Annotated in this window: 15 protein-coding genes; 9 read left to right on the forward strand and 6 right to left on the reverse strand. The window is 63.1% G+C overall.

Annotated elements, in window-relative coordinates; genetic code table 11:
- The first annotated feature begins 135 nt into the window (after nt 1-135).
- From L0F51_RS14060 to L0F51_RS14095, 8 genes are all read left to right on the forward strand, one after another.
- The gene (locus L0F51_RS14060) at nt 136-2,031 is read left to right on the forward strand and encodes an extracellular solute-binding protein (protein ID WP_234629820.1); all 1,896 of its coding nucleotides are present in this window, start codon (nt 136-138) and stop codon (nt 2,029-2,031) included.
- On the forward strand, nt 2,028-3,914 hold the full coding sequence (locus tag L0F51_RS14065; protein ID WP_234629821.1) for an extracellular solute-binding protein: 1,887 nt from the start codon (nt 2,028-2,030) through the stop codon (nt 3,912-3,914). The genes L0F51_RS14060 and L0F51_RS14065 overlap by 4 nt, the downstream gene beginning before the upstream one ends.
- A gap of 29 nt (nt 3,915-3,943) precedes the next feature.
- Nucleotides 3,944-5,077, forward strand: coding sequence for a microcin C ABC transporter permease YejB (locus tag L0F51_RS14070; RefSeq protein ID WP_234629822.1), 1,134 nt, complete (start codon nt 3,944-3,946; stop codon nt 5,075-5,077).
- 171 nt (nt 5,078-5,248) lie between these two features.
- Nucleotides 5,249-6,364 carry an ABC transporter permease gene (locus tag L0F51_RS14075; RefSeq protein ID WP_128293208.1) on the forward strand — a complete coding sequence of 372 codons (1,116 nt, stop codon included), beginning with the start codon at nt 5,249-5,251 and terminating at the stop codon, nt 6,362-6,364.
- Between the two features lie 10 nt (nt 6,365-6,374).
- The gene (locus L0F51_RS14080) at nt 6,375-6,611 is read left to right on the forward strand and encodes a hypothetical protein (RefSeq protein WP_234629824.1); all 237 of its coding nucleotides are present in this window, start codon (nt 6,375-6,377) and stop codon (nt 6,609-6,611) included.
- Nucleotides 6,608-7,048, forward strand: a complete 441-nt coding sequence (locus L0F51_RS14085) for a type II toxin-antitoxin system VapC family toxin (protein ID WP_234629825.1) — start codon at nt 6,608-6,610, stop codon at nt 7,046-7,048. The genes L0F51_RS14080 and L0F51_RS14085 overlap by 4 nt, the downstream gene beginning before the upstream one ends.
- Nucleotides 7,045-8,673 carry an ABC transporter ATP-binding protein gene (locus L0F51_RS14090; RefSeq protein ID WP_234629826.1) on the forward strand — a complete coding sequence of 543 codons (1,629 nt, stop codon included), beginning with the start codon at nt 7,045-7,047 and terminating at the stop codon, nt 8,671-8,673. The genes L0F51_RS14085 and L0F51_RS14090 overlap by 4 nt, the downstream gene beginning before the upstream one ends.
- Nucleotides 8,670-9,635: a glyoxylate/hydroxypyruvate reductase A gene (locus L0F51_RS14095; protein ID WP_234629827.1), complete on the forward strand. Its 966-nt coding sequence runs from the start codon at nt 8,670-8,672 to the stop codon at nt 9,633-9,635. Before L0F51_RS14090 ends, L0F51_RS14095 begins: the two co-directional genes overlap by 4 nt.
- On the opposite strand, the gene L0F51_RS14100 is transcribed toward L0F51_RS14095, so the two are convergent.
- From L0F51_RS14100 to L0F51_RS14115, 4 genes are read right to left on the reverse strand one after another with little or no spacing between them, the layout of a single operon-like run.
- Nucleotides 9,602-10,483, reverse strand: coding sequence for an FkbM family methyltransferase (locus tag L0F51_RS14100; protein WP_234629828.1), 882 nt, complete (start codon nt 10,481-10,483; stop codon nt 9,602-9,604). The two genes, L0F51_RS14095 and L0F51_RS14100, sit on opposite strands and share 34 nt — an antisense overlap.
- 45 nt (nt 10,484-10,528) lie before the next feature.
- Entirely contained in the window at nt 10,529-11,398 is an 870-nt protein-coding gene (locus L0F51_RS14105) for an NlpC/P60 family protein (RefSeq protein ID WP_234629829.1), read from the reverse strand.
- Nucleotides 11,395-11,742, reverse strand: coding sequence for a MarR family transcriptional regulator (locus tag L0F51_RS14110; protein ID WP_092811568.1), 348 nt, complete (start codon nt 11,740-11,742; stop codon nt 11,395-11,397). The genes L0F51_RS14105 and L0F51_RS14110 overlap by 4 nt, the downstream gene beginning before the upstream one ends.
- A 21-nt stretch (nt 11,743-11,763) precedes the next feature.
- Nucleotides 11,764-13,119, reverse strand: coding sequence for a M17 family metallopeptidase (locus L0F51_RS14115; RefSeq protein ID WP_234630359.1), 1,356 nt, complete (start codon nt 13,117-13,119; stop codon nt 11,764-11,766).
- Between the two features lie 205 nt (nt 13,120-13,324).
- On the opposite strand from L0F51_RS14115, the gene L0F51_RS14120 reads away from it, so the two are divergent.
- Entirely contained in the window at nt 13,325-14,134 is an 810-nt protein-coding gene (locus tag L0F51_RS14120; protein ID WP_234629830.1) for a tetratricopeptide repeat protein, read from the forward strand.
- 84 nt (nt 14,135-14,218) lie between these two features.
- On the opposite strand, the gene L0F51_RS14125 is transcribed toward L0F51_RS14120, so the two are convergent.
- On the reverse strand, nt 14,219-15,184 hold the full coding sequence (locus L0F51_RS14125) for a type II secretion system F family protein (RefSeq protein WP_234629831.1): 966 nt from the start codon (nt 15,182-15,184) through the stop codon (nt 14,219-14,221).
- 9 nt (nt 15,185-15,193) lie between these two features.
- Nucleotides 15,194-16,171 (reverse strand): type II secretion system F family protein, encoded by a 978-nt coding sequence (locus L0F51_RS14130; RefSeq protein ID WP_234630360.1) that lies wholly within the window; start codon nt 16,169-16,171, stop codon nt 15,194-15,196.
- Nucleotides 16,172-16,186 lie beyond the last annotated feature (15 nt).

Consider the following 16,186-nt stretch of genomic DNA (forward strand, 5'->3'; position numbering starts at 1 on the left):
CGCGGCTTTGCCGCGGCGTTCTTTTGTCTGACAAAACAACGGGTTAAATTTTCGTCAGGTCGCGTCTCGGCGGGTGAAACGCGATCCTTCGGCGTTTATCATGATGTTTCGACACAGCGAGATCCGGCCTCTTACATGACAGCACGCTTCCTCCAGCTTCCCCTCGTCTGCCTGCTCGCGCTCGGCGGCTTTGTGAGCGCCCAGGCGCAGGATGCGGACCAGCCGCGCGACGAGAAAACCTGGCGCCATGCGACGTCGCTCATCCAGGAGCCGAAATACGGGCCGGATTTCGCCCATTACGATTACGTCAATGTCGATGCGCCGAAGGGCGGTACGCTCAACCAGGTGGCGGTCGGCACCTTCGACAGCCTCAATCCCTTCATCATCCGCGGCACGGTCGCGGCGGGTCTCGGTCTCATCGTCAATGCGCGCGGCGGCATCGGCTACGACAGCCTGATGGAGCCGTCCGAGGAAGAACCGAGCACCAGCTACGCCCTCATCGCCGAGGCGATGAGCTATCCGGACGATTATTCCTCGGCGACCTTCCGGCTCAATCCGAAGGCGCGCTGGCATGACGGCGAGCCGATCACGGCCGAGGACGTGGTGTGGTCCTTCAATACGCTCAAAGAGATCAACCCGCAGTACAATCAGTACTACCACAACGTCGTCAAAGCCGAGATCACTGGCGAGCGCGAGGTCACCTTCACCTTCGACCAGAAAGGCAATCGCGAGCTCCCCAACATCATGGGCGATCTCGTCATCGTACCGAAGCATTGGTGGACGGGCACCGACAAGAACGGCAAGAAGCGCGATATCACGCAGCCGACCTTGGAGCCGCCGCTCTCCTCGGGACCCTACCGGATCAAATCCTTCATCCCCGGCCGCAGCGTGATCTGGGAGCGCGTGCCGGATTATTGGGGTAAGGACCATCCGTTGCGGGTCGGCCGCTACAATTTCGATGAGATCCGCTATGAGTATTTCCGCGATGCCAATGCGGTCTGGGAAGCGTTCACCAAGGGCGGCATCTACGACTTCCGAGCGGAAAACCGTGCCCAGCGCTGGGCTCAGGGGTATGATTTTCCCGCCGCACAGCGCGGCGACGTCAAGAAAGAAGAATTCGAGACGACATCGGGCGAGCCGATGCAGGCCTATGTGCTCAACACCCGCCGGGACAAGTTCTCCGACCGGCGCGTGCGCCACGCCCTGACGCTCGCCTTCGATTTCGAGAGCCTCAACAAGAACCTGTTCTTCGATCTCTACAGCCGCACCAACAGCTATTTCGAAGGCACCGAGCTCGAAGAGACCGGGCTGCCGGAAGGCAAGGAGCTCGAATATCTGGAAAAGGTGCGCGACAAGGTTCCGCCCGAGGTCTTCACCGAAGAGTTCAAACTTCCCGTCTTCGACAGCCGCGAGGCGATGCGCGACCATCTGCGCGAGGCGGTCAAGCTCCTGCGTGAGGCCGGCTGGGAGCAGCGCGATGGCGGCCTCTTCAACAAGGAGACGGGCGAGCGCTTCACCATCCAGTTTCTCGGCAACGATCCGAACGACGAGAAGATATTGTCGCCTTACGCCAACACGCTGCGCCGGCTCGGCATCGACACGTCGATCCGCATCGTCGATGCGGCCCAATACCAGGCGCTGACCGACGATTTCGATTACGACGTCATCGTGGGTTCGTTTCCCCAGTCGCAATCACCCGGCAACGAACAACGCGAATTCTGGGGCTCCTACGCCGCTGATCAGCGCGGCAGCCGCAACGCCGCCGGGATCAAGAATGAAGCCGTCGACCAGCTCGTCAACGACATCATCTACGCGCCGGATCGCAAAAGCCTGGTCGCGGCGACCCGCGCCCTCGACCGCGTGCTCCTGTGGAACTACTACATGGTACCGCAGTGGAATCTGCCGAAAATCTGGCTTGCCTACTGGAACAAGTTCGGCATCCCGGACAAGCAGCCCTCTTATGCGGGCGTCGACGTCTACTCCTGGTGGATCGACCCTGAGAAAGAAAAGAAACTGAGGATGGCAGAGTGATTTCGTTCACCCGCCGCGGCGCTCTTCTGGGCGCCGCATCGCTTGCGATGGCGCCGAAGCTGATCGGCGCGTCCGGATTCGCCGGAGCGGCCCATGCCGCGACGCCCGCCGGCCCCCGACACGGAATGTCGCTCTTCGGCGACCTCAAATACGGCGCCGATTTTGCCCGCCTGGACTACGTCAATCCCGATGCACCACGCGGCGGCCGGCTCGTCATGGTGCCGAGCCAGTCCTACTACAATCAGAGCTTTCTCACCTTCAACACGCTCTCCTCTTTCGTCATCCGCGGCGACGCCCCGCCGCTCATGGAGCTCACCTTCGACAGCCTCATGAAATGGGCCGCCGACGAGCCGGACGCCTGTTACGGGCTCGTGGCGGAGAGCGTCGAAGTCTCCGAAGACGGTCTCACGCTGCACTTCCGTCTTCGTCCGGAAGCCCGCTTCAACGACGGCACGCCACTCGTCGCCGATGACGTCGTCTATTCGATGAATATCCTGAAGGAGAAGGGCCATCCGGACCTGCTTCTGCCGTTGAAGGAAATGGTTTCCGTCGAGGCGGACGGCGAGCACGACGTCGTCGTCAAACTGTCGGGCAAGCATTCTCCCGAACTGAAGCTCGTCGTCGCGCAGCTGCCGATCTTCTCGCGCGCCTGGTACCAAGGCCGCGCATTCGATGCGTCGACACTCGACGCGCCTCTCGGTTCCGGCCCCTATGAGGTGGGCGAGCTGCAGCAGGGCCGCTTTATCGAGTATCGGCGGGTGGAGGATTACTGGGCCAAGGATCTCCCCATCAATCGCGGCTTTCACAATTTCGACGTGATCCGGCTCGAGTTTTTCCGCGACAGGCAGGCAGGATTCGAGGCCTTCAAGAAGGGCGCCTTGACCTTCCGCGAGGAACTCTCATCCAAGAGTTGGGCGACCGAGTACGACTTTCCGGCCGTCGTGAGCGGCAAGGTGGCGACGGAATTGATGCCCGACGAAAAGCTCCCGGACTTTCAGGCGTGGTACTTCAACACCCGCCGCGGGAAATTTGCCGATCCGGCCATACGTCAGGCGATCGGCCTCGCCTTCGATTTCGAATGGCTCAACACCAATCTCTTCTACGATTCCTATCGCCGCACGGCATCCTGGTTTGAAAAATCCGTCTATGCCGCGGAAGGCGAGCCTTCGGATGCCGAACTTGCGCTCCTCGAACCTTTTCGGGACGAGTTGCCGGAGGAGGTCTTCGGGCCCGCTGTGGTGCCGCCGACCTCCGATGGCTCAGGTGTCGATCGCGACAATCTCCGCAAGGCGGACGAGCTTCTTCGCCAGGCCGGCTGGAGCCGCAACGGCGGCCGCCTCGTCAACAATCAGGGCGACGTCCTCTCGGTCGAATTCCTGATCCAGAACGATCCGGTCTCGGAACGCGTTCTCGGCAAATTCGTCGATTCGCTCCGCCGGCTCGGCGTCGACGCCTCGATCCGCCCGGTCGATTCGGCGCAATACCAGGCACGCGCCTCGGAGTTCAATTTCGACGTCATTGGTCTGCGTTTCCGCACGACGCCCACGCCCCTGGAATCGCTGCGCGCATCCTATGGCAGCGCCTCCGCGGATCTGCCTGGCTCGCGCAATTATGCGGGCATTCACCTCAAGGCGGTCGATGCCCTCATCGATCAGGCCCTCGCGGCCAAAGACCGTGACACCCACCGCAACATCCTGCGGGCGCTCGACCGGGTCTTGCGCGCCCATTATTTCGTCGTGCCGCAATGGTACCAGGATGCGCATCGCGTGGCGCGCTGGGACATGTTCTCACGCCCCGAAACAAAGCCGGACTACAGTTTTCCTTTCGAGACCACCTGGTGGTACGACGAGGAAAAGGCCAAGCGAATCGGCATGGCCGGCTGAGCTGAGACCGACGAGCCGACGGAGACGGATTGGCAGCCTATATCCTGAGACGCCTCTTGCTGATGATCCCGACCATCCTCGGGATCATGGCGATCAGCTTCGTCGTCGTGCAGTTTGCGCCGGGCGGGCCCGTCGAGCGGGTGATCGCGCAGATCCAGGGCACCGACGTGTCTGCAACGGCTCGCATCGGTGGCTCGAGCGGCGGCGACTTCTCCGCCGCCGGCAACACCAATCAAAGCGGCTCGGATGCCGCCATCACCTCGAAATATCGAGGTGCTCAGGGACTCGATCCGGAGTTCATCCGCCAGCTCGAAAAGCAATTCGGCTTCGATAAACCGCCCCTCACCCGCTTCGGACTGATGCTGTGGAACTATGCCCGCTTCGATTTCGGCGAGAGCTATTTCCGCGACATCTCCGTCATCGACCTCATCAAGGAAAAGCTGCCCGTCTCCATCTCTCTCGGGCTTTGGATGACGCTTTTATCTTACGTCATCTCCATCCCGCTCGGGATCCGCAAGGCCGTCAGCGACGGCTCGGTGTTCGATGTGTGGACTTCGGCCGTCGTCATCATCGCCTATGCGGTGCCGGGCTTCCTCTTCGCGATTTTTCTGATCGTGTTCTTCGCCGGCGGCTCCTTCTTCGACTGGTTCCCGCTGCGCGGCCTCTGGTCTGAGCAATATGCCCGCATGGGCTTCTGGGAATGGATCACGGATCCAGAAGCGCTCGTCGACTATTTCTGGCACCTCGCTCTGCCGCTCATCTCGATGGCGCTTGCGGCCTTCGCCACGACGACGCTCCTCACCAAGAATTCTTTCCTCGACGAAATCCGCAAACAATACGTGGTGACGGCGCGGGCAAAGGGGCTGACGGAACGCCAGGTGCTCTATGGCCATGTCTTCCGCAACGCCATGCTCATCGTCATTTCGGGCTTTCCGGCTGCGTTCGTCTCGGCCTTCTTCGCCGGCTCGCTCCTGATCGAGACGATCTTCTCGCTCGACGGGCTCGGGCTCCTCTCCTTCGAGAGCGTCATCAACCGCGATTATCCGGTCGTCTTCGCCACGCTCTATATCTTTTCGCTGATGGGCCTCATCGTGCAGCTCGTCTCCGACCTCACCTACACCTGGATCGATCCTCGGATCGATTTTGAGAGCCGGGAGGTCTGAGCGATGGAAGTCGAGACAGATCCGAAGCAGACGGACGAACCGAGGCCGGACGCGCCGAGGGCGGAAACGCCGACGACGCCCGCTCCGCCGCATGCGCCGGATCCCGGCACGCCCGAAGCACCCGCGCCCCTGCCCGGACAAGAGGCTGCACCCGGACGCCGGCTCTTCACTATGTCGCCAATCAACAAGCGGCGCTGGGAGAATTTCAAGAAGAACCGCCGTGGCTTCTGGTCCTTGTGGCTCTTCCTTCTCCTCTTCGGCCTGTCGCTGATCGCCGAAGTGCTCGTCAACGACAAGCCGATCGTGCTCTCCTACAAGGGAGAGCTCTATTACCCGATCCTCGTCGATTATCCGGAAGAGACCTTTGGCGGCTTCCTGGCGACGACGGACTACCGCGACCCGTTCATCTCCGACGAGATCAACGCCAATGGCTGGATGATCTGGCCGCCGATCCATTATTCCTATCGCACCGTCAATCGCGATTTCCCGACGGAAGAGCTGCGCGAGGCGCTGGGGCGGCCGATCGGCTTTCCGGCACCGCCGACATGGCGGATCGCGGGCTCCGTCTGTCCGGGCGACACGGAGCAGCTCGAACGGTTCTGCGACAAGTCGAACTGGAACTGGCTGGGCACCGACGATCAGGGCCGCGACGTGGTTGCCCGCCTCGTCTACGGCTTCCGCATATCCGTGCTCTTCGGGCTCGTGCTCACCGTATTTTCATCGATCGTCGGCGTCGCGGCCGGTGCCGTGCAGGGCTATTTCGGCGGGCGCGTCGATCTCTTCTTCCAGCGCTTCATCGAAATCTGGACGGCGATCCCTGCGCTTTATCTCCTTCTCATCATCTCCTCGATCCTGCCGCCGGGATTCTGGGTGCTCCTCGGCATCCTCCTGCTCTTTTCCTGGGTCGCGCTCGTCGGCGTGGTCAGGGCGGAGTTCCTCAGGGCGCGCAATTTCGAATATGTGAAGGCGGCGCGCGCGCTCGGAGTGTCGAACCTGACGATCATGTTCCGGCACCTCCTGCCGAACGCCATGGTGGCGACGCTCACCTTCATGCCGTTCATCCTGAACGGCTCGATCACGACGCTCACCTCGCTCGACTTCCTGGGCTTCGGAATGCCGCCCGGTTCGCCGTCGCTCGGCGAGCTCCTCGCTCAGGGCAAGGCCAATCTGCAGGCGCCCTGGCTCGGCATCACCGGCTTCATCGTCATCTCGCTGATGCTCTCGCTCCTCATCTTCATCGGCGAGGCGGTGCGCGACGCCTTCGACCCGCGCAAGACTTTTGCGTAGGGTGAGCGCCATGGACGAAAGAAAGCGCCATATCGTGGAAGACTATCCGGCCGAGCGACTGCCGCCAGAGCTTCGCGGAGACATCGATCCGAGCCATCATGCGCGGGTGATCGTGGAGGATACGGGAAGTGAGGTCCCGGCGAGAAGCGGATGGCGCAAGCACTTTAGAGCCGCCGCTCATCGAAACACCTCGATCGAGGAAGCGGTCGCGCGGATCCGCGAGCTGCGTGACGAATGGGAAAAATGAGCGACAAGGCCCGCTGGCGTGTCTATCTCGATTCGAATTTCTTCATCCGTTTCGTCGAGAGCGAGGACGAGCGTCTCGCGCCTTTGTTTGCGCAGTTGGAGGCAGGGTTGCTGACCCTTCATACCAGCGAACTTGCCCTGGCGGAGCTTCTCGTGGGGCCACTGCGAACAGCCAATGCCGAACTCAGCGGGCGGTACGAGGATATCATCGGCGCCTCGGATTGGTTGCAGGCCTCTCCGGTCAGCCGAGAGATCCTGAAGCGGAGGGCTGAAATCCGCGCCACCATCGGGAATAAGCTGCCGGACGCCATTCATGTGGCGACTGCGATGGCTGAGGCATGCAACGTCTTCGTCTCCTCCGACAAGCGACTGAAGATGCCCGAGACAATGAAACGTATCGGCCTCGACGAGGTCGCTATCGAGGAAGTCTGGCCATGACCTCCCCCCTCCTCTCGGTCCGCGATCTTTCCGTGGACTTCACGCAGGGCGGGCGCACGACGCATGCGGTGCGCCATGTCTCCTTCGACATCGCGGAGAAAGAGACCGTGGCGCTCGTGGGTGAATCGGGCTCCGGCAAATCGGTGACGGCGCTTTCCGTCCTACGGCTTCTCACCTATCCGCCGGCGAGCCATCCCTCCGGTGAGATCTTCTTCCGCGACCGCGAACTTCTGAAAGCCGGCGATCGCACCCTTCGGGAGGTGCGCGGCAACAAGATCTCCATGGTGTTCCAGGAGCCGATGTCGTCCCTCAACCCGCTGCACACGGTGGAGCGGCAGGTCGGCGAGGTGCTCGACGTGCACCGCGGCATGAGCGGCAAGGCGGCGCGGGAAAGGGTTCTGGAGCTTCTCCACCAGGTCGGCATCCGCGAGCCGGAAAGCCGTCTCAGATCCTATCCGCATCAGCTCTCAGGCGGCCAGCGCCAGCGCGTGATGATCGCCATGGCGCTCGCCAACGAGCCCGATCTCCTGATCGCCGACGAGCCGACGACGGCACTCGACGTCACCGTGCAGGCGCAGATCCTGGAGCTTCTCGCCCGCCTGAAGCACGAGCAGAACATGGCGCTCCTCTTCATCACCCACGATCTCGGCATCGTGCGCAAGGTGGCGGACCGGGTCTGCGTCATGACGGATGGCGAGATCGTCGAGCGCGGGCCGACGGAAGAGATCTTCACCAACCCGCAGCACAGCTATACGCGCCATCTTCTCGCCGCCGAACCCAAGGGCTCCGCGCCCGCCACCGACCGTGACGCACCGTTCGTCATGGAAGCCGACGACCTCAAGGTCTGGTTTCCGATCAAGCGCGGCTTCCTGCGTCGCACCGTCGGCCATATCAAGGCCGTCGACGGCATCGACGTCAAAGTGCGCGAAGGCGAGACGCTCGGCGTCGTCGGCGAATCGGGCTCCGGCAAGACGACGCTCGGGCTCGCCCTTCTCAGGCTGATTTCCTCCAACGGCCGCATCGCTTTTCTCGGGCGCGACATCCAGGCGGCGCGGTTCAAGGACACCCGTGCGCTTCGCGCCGATATGCAGATCGTCTTCCAGGATCCTTATGGCTCGCTGTCGCCGCGCATGATCATTCGCGACATCGTCGGCGAAGGTCTCGCCGTGCACGAACCCGATCTGAAGGCATCGGAGCGCGATCGCCGCGTTGTCAAAGCGCTCGACGAAGTGGGCATCGATCCGGAGACGCGGTTTCGCTATCCGCATGAATTCTCCGGCGGCCAGCGCCAGCGCATCGCGATTGCCCGCGCCATGGTGCTGGAGCCGAAATTCGTCATGCTCGACGAGCCGACCTCGGCTCTCGACATGAGCGTGCAGGCACAGGTCGTTGACCTCCTGCGCGATCTGCAGAAGCGCCACGACCTCACCTACCTCTTCATCTCGCACGACCTCAAAGTGGTGCGCGCGCTCGCCAACGAAATCATCGTCATGCGCGACGGCAAGGTGGTGGAAGCCGGACCTGCCGCGCAGATCTTCGACCATCCGCAGACCGATTACACCAAAGCGCTGATGGCCGCCGCCTTCGATCTGGAAGTCGCCTACCGGGGAGCCATCAGCACGTGACCACTCTTCTTCTTTCCCTCGCCGATTGGGATCCCCGTCGCTGGCTTGAAAACCTGAAGGCCGCACTTCCCGAAGACGAGGTCGTCGCCACGACGCCGGAGGGCGGCTTTGCCGGCGATCCCGCAACTCTCGAGCGGGTGGAGTATCTTCTCACCTGGAAGCCCCGCCCCGAGCTTTTCGACAGCCTGCCCAATCTCAAGGCCATTCTTTCAGTCGGCGCCGGCGTCGATCATCTCGTCGATCTGCCCAACCTTCCGGATGTGCCGATCGCACGCATCGTCGATCCCGACCTCACCACGCGGATGACGGAATATGTCGTCTGGCAGGTGCTGCATCACGTGCGCCTCGGTCCGGATTATGCCGCACTGCAGAAGGAAAAGCGCTGGCGACCGCTCGCCCAGCCCCCGGCCGGCAAGGTGACGGTCGGAATCATGGGGCTCGGCGTGCTCGGCACGGCGTCGGCGAAGATGCTCATGCAGCTCGGCTTCCGTGTGGTCGGGTGGAGCCGACGCCCGAAGATCGTCGCCGGCGTCACCGCCTTTGCCGGCGAAGGCGAGCGCGATGCCTTTCTGGCAGAAACGGACATCCTCGTCTGCCTTCTGCCCGACACGCCACAGACGCGCGGGATCATCGACGGAGGGCTCATCTCAAGACTGCGCAAGGATGGCCCGCTCGGCGGCCCGGTCCTCATCAATGCCGGGCGCGGACAGTCTCAAAACGAGGCAGATATTCTGTCAGCCTTGCGCGATGGCACGCTGCGCGGCGCGAGCCTCGACGTTTTCCGCACGGAGCCCTTACCGGCCGACAGCCCGATGTGGAACGCGCCCAACCTCGTGGTCACGCCGCATATGGCCTCGATCTCCGATCCGCATGGCTTGTCGCCGCTGATCGCGCGACAGGTGCGCCGCGGCAAAGCCGGCAAGCCGCTTCAGTATGTGGTGGATCGGGACGCCGGGTACTGAGGCACGACCGGCGTGAAGGCCATATTGGCGGCGACGATGGTGTTTTCGTCGGTGTGCTCGAGCATCTGAAATCCCATCACCTCCAAGGCACGCTCGACCTTGTCCCAGGCACCGGCGCGTCCATGCGCCGGGTTCATGTCGATGGCGAGGAGCCGCGTCCGCTTCAGGGTGCGCATGGCTCCGGCAAGAATTTCAGGCTCCACGCCTTCCGCATCGATTTTCATAAAGTCGATCGCAGGCAAGGCCGCGACAGCAGGCAGAGCATCGAGCGGCCAGGCTTCGACGGAGGCGAAGGCGCGCTTCTGCTCCGGGCGGCGGATGAGCGAGCTCGACGCGCCATCTGGGGCGAGATGCAGCTTCAGAGCTTCCCGTCCCTTCCACATCGCACAGGAGACGAGACGGACATTGTCGAGCCCCCTGACATTCTGGGCCAGACAGGCATAGGCGCGCGGATCCGGTTCGATCGCAATGATCGTCGCACCCGCATCGGCGCATAGAAGCGTCAGCTCGCCAACATTGGCGCCGATATCGATGACGACATCGCTTTCGCGCGGGAAATAGAGCGTGCCGACGGCGTATTTTTCACCCGTCAGATGCAGCCGCTCCCCGATGCCGCTGCGGTAGCGGGGAACGCGATTGAGGCTCGGGAGAGCGAGACGGCGCAGGCCGTCATCGATGATGATGCGCTCGGCATCAGGGATGATTTCGACGGGCCGCCCCCGGCCGTGCCGATGGGCCTGGAAGCTCAAATGCCACTGGTAGTACCGGCGCAGCAACGTCTGCGGGCACACCGAAAGAATCGCATTGCCGAATTGCCGAGCAGGCAGATGCATGGAGGAATACGCCACGGAAGTCGCCAATTCTTTGCCGACGAAGGGACACGTTTGATGGCGTCATTGCAAGCGTCGAATTGCGGTGATCTTGAGACCTTTGGCGGCAAAACGCGAACGTGCCGCAACCAGCGGTTCGCTCGCTGAACACATGTGGAAAGCGTTGGCGTGGAGAAGGGTTTCGCCGTCGCGCATCAGCCCGACATGCCCCTCCCAGAAGATGAGATCGCCGCGGCGAAGCGGCGGCAGATCATTGCCGGGCTCGAGCGCCTCGCCGATCTCTGCCGCCTGCATATCGGCATCTCTCGGCGCTTTCCTGCCGGCCATGTGGAGCGCGACCTGGACGAGGCCCGAGCAGTCGATGCCGGCATCCGTCTTGCCGCCCCAGAGATAGGGGACGCCGAGAAAACTCTCTGCCACGGTGGTCCAGTCAGACTCGCGTGGGGCATCCACGGGCGACAGATGCTGCATGACGACCGCGCCGGCCGGTTCGACGAGGCCGTAACGGGCGTTCTTGTCCTGCGCCTCCCCCGTCACCGCCACTTCGGCGCCGAGAGGCAACGTCATGAGCGGCGGCAGTTTGATATCGGGGCCCGGAAACAGAAAAGTGCTTCGCGCGGCAACGCGATGGGTGGGCACCGTCACCTCTGCCCGCAGCGACGCGGTCGGTAGCCAGCCGACATAGCCATCTCCTTCGAGCTGGCCCCAGGCCCAGCCCTCGCCGGTCTCTTCGAAGACGCGGACGATTTCGCCGCAAAGCGCTTGCGTCTCGAGCGCGCCCATCGGGTTCGGCTCGCGTCTCACCGGTGCCGTTCCATCGACCACCTGATAGAGACTGCCCTCGACGAAACGCGGCGCCTCCACGCGTCCCTTGAGACGCACATCCGCGAGATCGCGCCGGAAGGCGTTGCGGCGCGGATCGAGCTTCGTCATCGTGTCACATCCTCGGTCTTGGCAACGACGAGGTCGGCGAAGCGCTCCAGAAAGAGCGCGCCGTCCACCGTTCGCTGCACCAGAACATTGCGCATGTCTTTGGGATCGCGCTTGCGCGTCAGAAGCCCGTGCCGCCCGAGCGTGTCGAGCGCGCGCGTGATGACGGCCTTGGTGACGCCGAGTTTCGCGGCAAGCCCGCGGACCGTATGCGGCGGCGCCTCCAGATAGACGATCAAGAGGACCGTCATCTGGCGCGCCGTCAGATCCGGCTCGTCGGCACGCACCAGCGACAGCGTCACCTCGTGCCACAGACGCAGAGCCTGGCTCGACCGCAGGATCGTCATGAGAGGCCGAATTCGGGCACGTCAGCCCCGGCCGTAACGCTCGGCACAATAGGCGAAGAGCGCCCGGATCCCTTGCGCCTCGCCACCCTTGGGACCGAGCGCCCGCGCTTTCGGTGCCCAGCCGAAAATGTCGAAGTGCAGATAGGACGGGCTTTCGGTCACGAAACGCGCCAAAAACAGCGCGGCCGTGGTCGCCCCGGCGAAGCTGTTGCTCGAAATATGGTTCACATCGGCGATTTCGGAGGAGAGCCACGCGTCGTAGGGCTTCCACAAGGGCAGCCGCCAGACGGGGTCGTGCTCGGCCTTGGAGGCGGCCTGAACGCCTTCCACGACGGCCTCGTCGTCGGTGAAGAAGGGAGCGATATCGGGTCCGACGGCGACACGCGCGGCGCCCGTCAGGGTCGCCATCGAGACGATGAGCTCCGGCTTTTCCTCGTCGGCCAAAGCCAGGGCATCGGCCAGAACCAGCCGTCCCTCCGCATCGGTGTTGCCGATCTCAACCGTCAGGCCCTTACGGCTCGGGAAGACATCGCCCGGGCGGAAGGCGCGACCGGAAATGGAGTTCTCGACGGCCGGGATGAGAACGCGCAGACGTACCTTGAGACCGGCGAGCATGATCATGCGGGCAAGCCCCAGGACATTAGCCGCCCCGCCCATGTCCTTCTTCATCAGAAGCATCGAGGACGGCGGCTTGATGTCGAGGCCGCCGGTGTCGAAGACGACGCCCTTGCCGACGAGCGTCAGCTTGGGATCGGCCTCGTCACCCCATTTCATATCGATCAGGCAGGGCGCGCGGTCGCTGCCATGACCGACGGCATGAATGAGCGGATAGTTGCGCGCCAGCTCCTCGCCTTCGGTCAGCGTAAAATCGGCGCCTGTCTCTTCAGCCAGTTGCCGCGCCGCCGATGCAAGCTCGGACGGGCCGAAATCGTTGGCCGGCGTGTTGATGAGATCGCGCGTGAGGCTGACGCTCTCCGCCGTCTGCCGCAGCGCTTCGATATCGAAATCATCCGGCAGCACGAGGCGCGGCCGTTCCATGTCCGCGTCGCCGTGATAGCGAGTGAAGCGGTAGCCGCCGAGCGCGAAGCCGAGGGCGGCGAGACGCAATTCGCCCAGCGCACCTTCGAGACGGTAGTGTCCCTCCGGAAGCTTTTGCGCGAGCTTGCCGGTGAGAAACGGATTTCTCGCAAGGCCACCACGCCCGGCTCCGAAGAGCACGCGTTCGAGCCCCCCATCCGCTCCCGGAAGGAGCGCGATGTCGCCGCTATGGGCGCAAAAGCCGCTGACATCCGCGAACTTGCGGTGCTGATCGCTGAGACCGGCAAGGGCTTCGTCGAGCCCCGCTTCCTCGATGACCGTGACGGGCGTCACGCCCATTTCGGCGCCGACTTCGCCGGCCCTGACGAAAACTGGATGATTGCTCAAGATATCCTCCGATCGGCCCACCCCTAGGCGCGAGCGTCTGCCATTGCAACGAGGACGATCCTTCAAGACGCACGACCTGCCGCATTTAGCGTTAACGAATGCTTAGCCAGTGAGGCCTACATCTTGGTGCATAACGTGCCAGAACGGGACAGCCTCCATGCGGATGCGGCCAAGTCAGAAATCAGGTGCGGCGCTTCTTCGAACCGCTGCCATTCTTTCGCTCGTGGCCTTTGCGGCGGGCTGTCAGAGCCGGCAGGCCGACGCGCCACGCACCACGGGTTCGATCGGCGCAACACAGACGCTCGAGGTTTCAAATCTCAGCCATGACCAGGCGCTGCGCGCCGTCCAGGCCTGGGGGGCGCGGTATAGCAACGACGAAAAAGACAAAGTCGCGGCACTCAATTATGCGGCAGCGCTGCGGGCGGCCGGCCAGCCGTCTCAGGCCGTGGCCGTCTTGCGCAAAGCCATCATCTTCCATCCGAAGGACCGGCAGGTGCTCGCCGCTTTCGGCAAGGCGCTTGCCGAGAACGGCGAATTCCAGGAAGCGCTGGCGACGGTGCAGCGGGCTCAGCATCGCGACAACCCGGATTGGCGCCTGCTCGCGACCGAAGGGGGCATTCTCGATTCCGTCGGCCAGAACGAACAGGCCCGTCAGGCTTACCGCCAGGCGCTCGTGCTCGCCCCCGGCGAGCCGCAGATCCTCAACAATCTCGGCATGTCCTACACGCTGACCGGCGAGCTCGACGAGGCCGAGAAGGTGCTCAGACAGGCGGTCGCCAATCCGAGCGCCTCGGCGAAGGTGCGTCAGAACCTGGCGCTCGTCCTTGGGCTTCAAGGGAATTTCCGGGAGGCCGAGGCGGTCGCCGCGCAGGATCTCTCACCCGAAGAGGCGAAGGCGAACATCGCCTATCTCAGGGCGATGCTCGCCCAGAAAGACACCTGGAAGGACATCAAGCAGGCGGGCTGAGGCGCGTTCCGGTGCGCCGGCGACCCTGGATTTTCCGGTCCTCCCGCATGATCCGGCGTCACGCCGGCCCGCCGCACCACAGCATCAATTCATCGACATGACCTGAATCGCCGCCGGCGTGATGATCACGGCGAACAGCACCGGCAGGAAGAACAGGATCATCGGAACGGTGAGTTTCGGTGGCAACGAAGCCGCCTTCTTTTCCGCCTCTGCCATGCGCATGTCGCGGTTTTCCTGAGCCAGAACGCGCAGCGAATGGCCGAGCGGCGTGCCGTATTTTTCCGCCTGAACGAGACTCGTTACGACCGCGCGCACACCTTCGACACCGGTGCGCTTGCCGAGGTTCTCGTACGCCTTGCGTCGATCCTGGAGATAGGAGAGCTCCGCCGTCGTCAGCGACAGCTCCTCCGCCAGCTCCACCGATTGATGGCCGATCTCTTCCGACACCTTTCGGAAGGCCGATTCGATGCCCATGCCCGATTCGACGCAGATGAGCAGGAGGTCGAGCGCGTCCGGCCACGCCTGCTTGATGGCCGTCTGGCGCTTCGTCGTCCGGTTCTTCACGTAGAGGCCGGGCAGGTAATAGCCGAGATAGGCAGCCGCCACGACGATCACGAGCTTGATCGTCGGCGGCTGGTCGATCGGATCGAGGCCGAAGAGATAAAGCCCCGAAGCGATGAACATGCCGAGCGGCGCGAGCAGGCGAGCCGCAAGGAAGAAGAGAACCGGATTCTGGCCCCGCAGGCCGGCCATTCGAAGCTTGTTGACGATATCCCCGTCTTCCGCCTGTTTCAGGAGGTTGAAACGGTCGACGAAGTTTTTGACCCAGCGCGTGGGCTCGGGCTTCAGCGTCGCCTGCTTCTTGGCGGCATCCATCTTGGCGCGCTCACGTGCGCGGATGCGCTCGCGTTCGCTCGACACCTGCTTCATGCGCGCGGAGAGATTGTCACCGGCAAGGTAGGGCCAGGCCAGAACGACGATCGCCGAGAACACCGACAGCGCCGAAGCAAGGGCGATGAAGAGATCGGCGTTTTGCTGAATGAGGTTCATGACCGCGCGCTAGAAATCGAAGTTGATCATTTTGCGCATCACGAGGATGCCGATGAACATCCACATGGCCGCGCCCACGAGAACGATATGACCGAGCGTGGTCGTGAAAAGAAGGGCAATATAATCCGGGCTCGTCAGATAGACGATCGACCCGACGATGATCGGCAGGCTGCCGATGATCATCGCCGAGGATTTGGCCTCAGAACTCATCGCCTTGATCTTTCCTGCCATCTTCTTTCGCTCGCGCAGAACCTTGGAGAGATTCGACAACGCCTCGGCGAGACTGCCGCCGGTGCGCGACTGGATCGCGATGACGATGGCGAAGAAATTCGCTTCCTGCAGCGGGATGCGCTCCGGCAGCTTGGAAACCGCCTCATCGAGCGGCATGCCAAGCGTCTGATCCTCGATGACCTCGCGGAATTCGGTGGAGACGGGCGGTGAGGCTTCGGCGGCGATGATCTTCATGCAATCGATCAACGGCAGACCCGCCTTGACGCCGCGCACCACCACGTCGAGTGCGTTCGGAAATTCGGCGGTGAACTGCTTGAAGCGGCGCTTGCGCAGGAAATTCACGTAGGCATAGGGCAGAAGAATGCCGAGGCCGACGCCAAACCCCGCCGCCGGCACCAGGGGCAGGATGCCCAAAAGCACCAGGAGCAGGATCGCCAGAAGCGAGGTGATGGCGCAAATCAGCGTGAAAGTCCTGGCCGACCAGGAAAGGCCGGCCTGGCGCATACGTAAGACGAGGGTCGGTTTGCGGCTGCGTTTCGATTTCTGCTGCTCTTCGATCTCGCGCAGCGTTTCTTCCACGCTGCGGCGCCGGCGGCCTTCTTCACCACCCTTGCGCTCCGTGGCGAGAGGACGAGCGGTGACCCCTTCGACACGCTTCTGACTGCGCGAACCGCCTCCGAGCCCCGACGAAAAGAGCGCGAAGATCACGCCCCCGACCGAGAGGATTATGACGCCGACGAGGGCGAGCTTGACCATCTCAGGCGTCAGCAC

Source organism: Afifella sp. H1R (assembly GCF_021462425.1).
In the GTDB taxonomy this organism is placed as follows: Bacteria; Pseudomonadota; Alphaproteobacteria; order Rhizobiales; family Afifellaceae; genus Afifella; species Afifella aestuarii.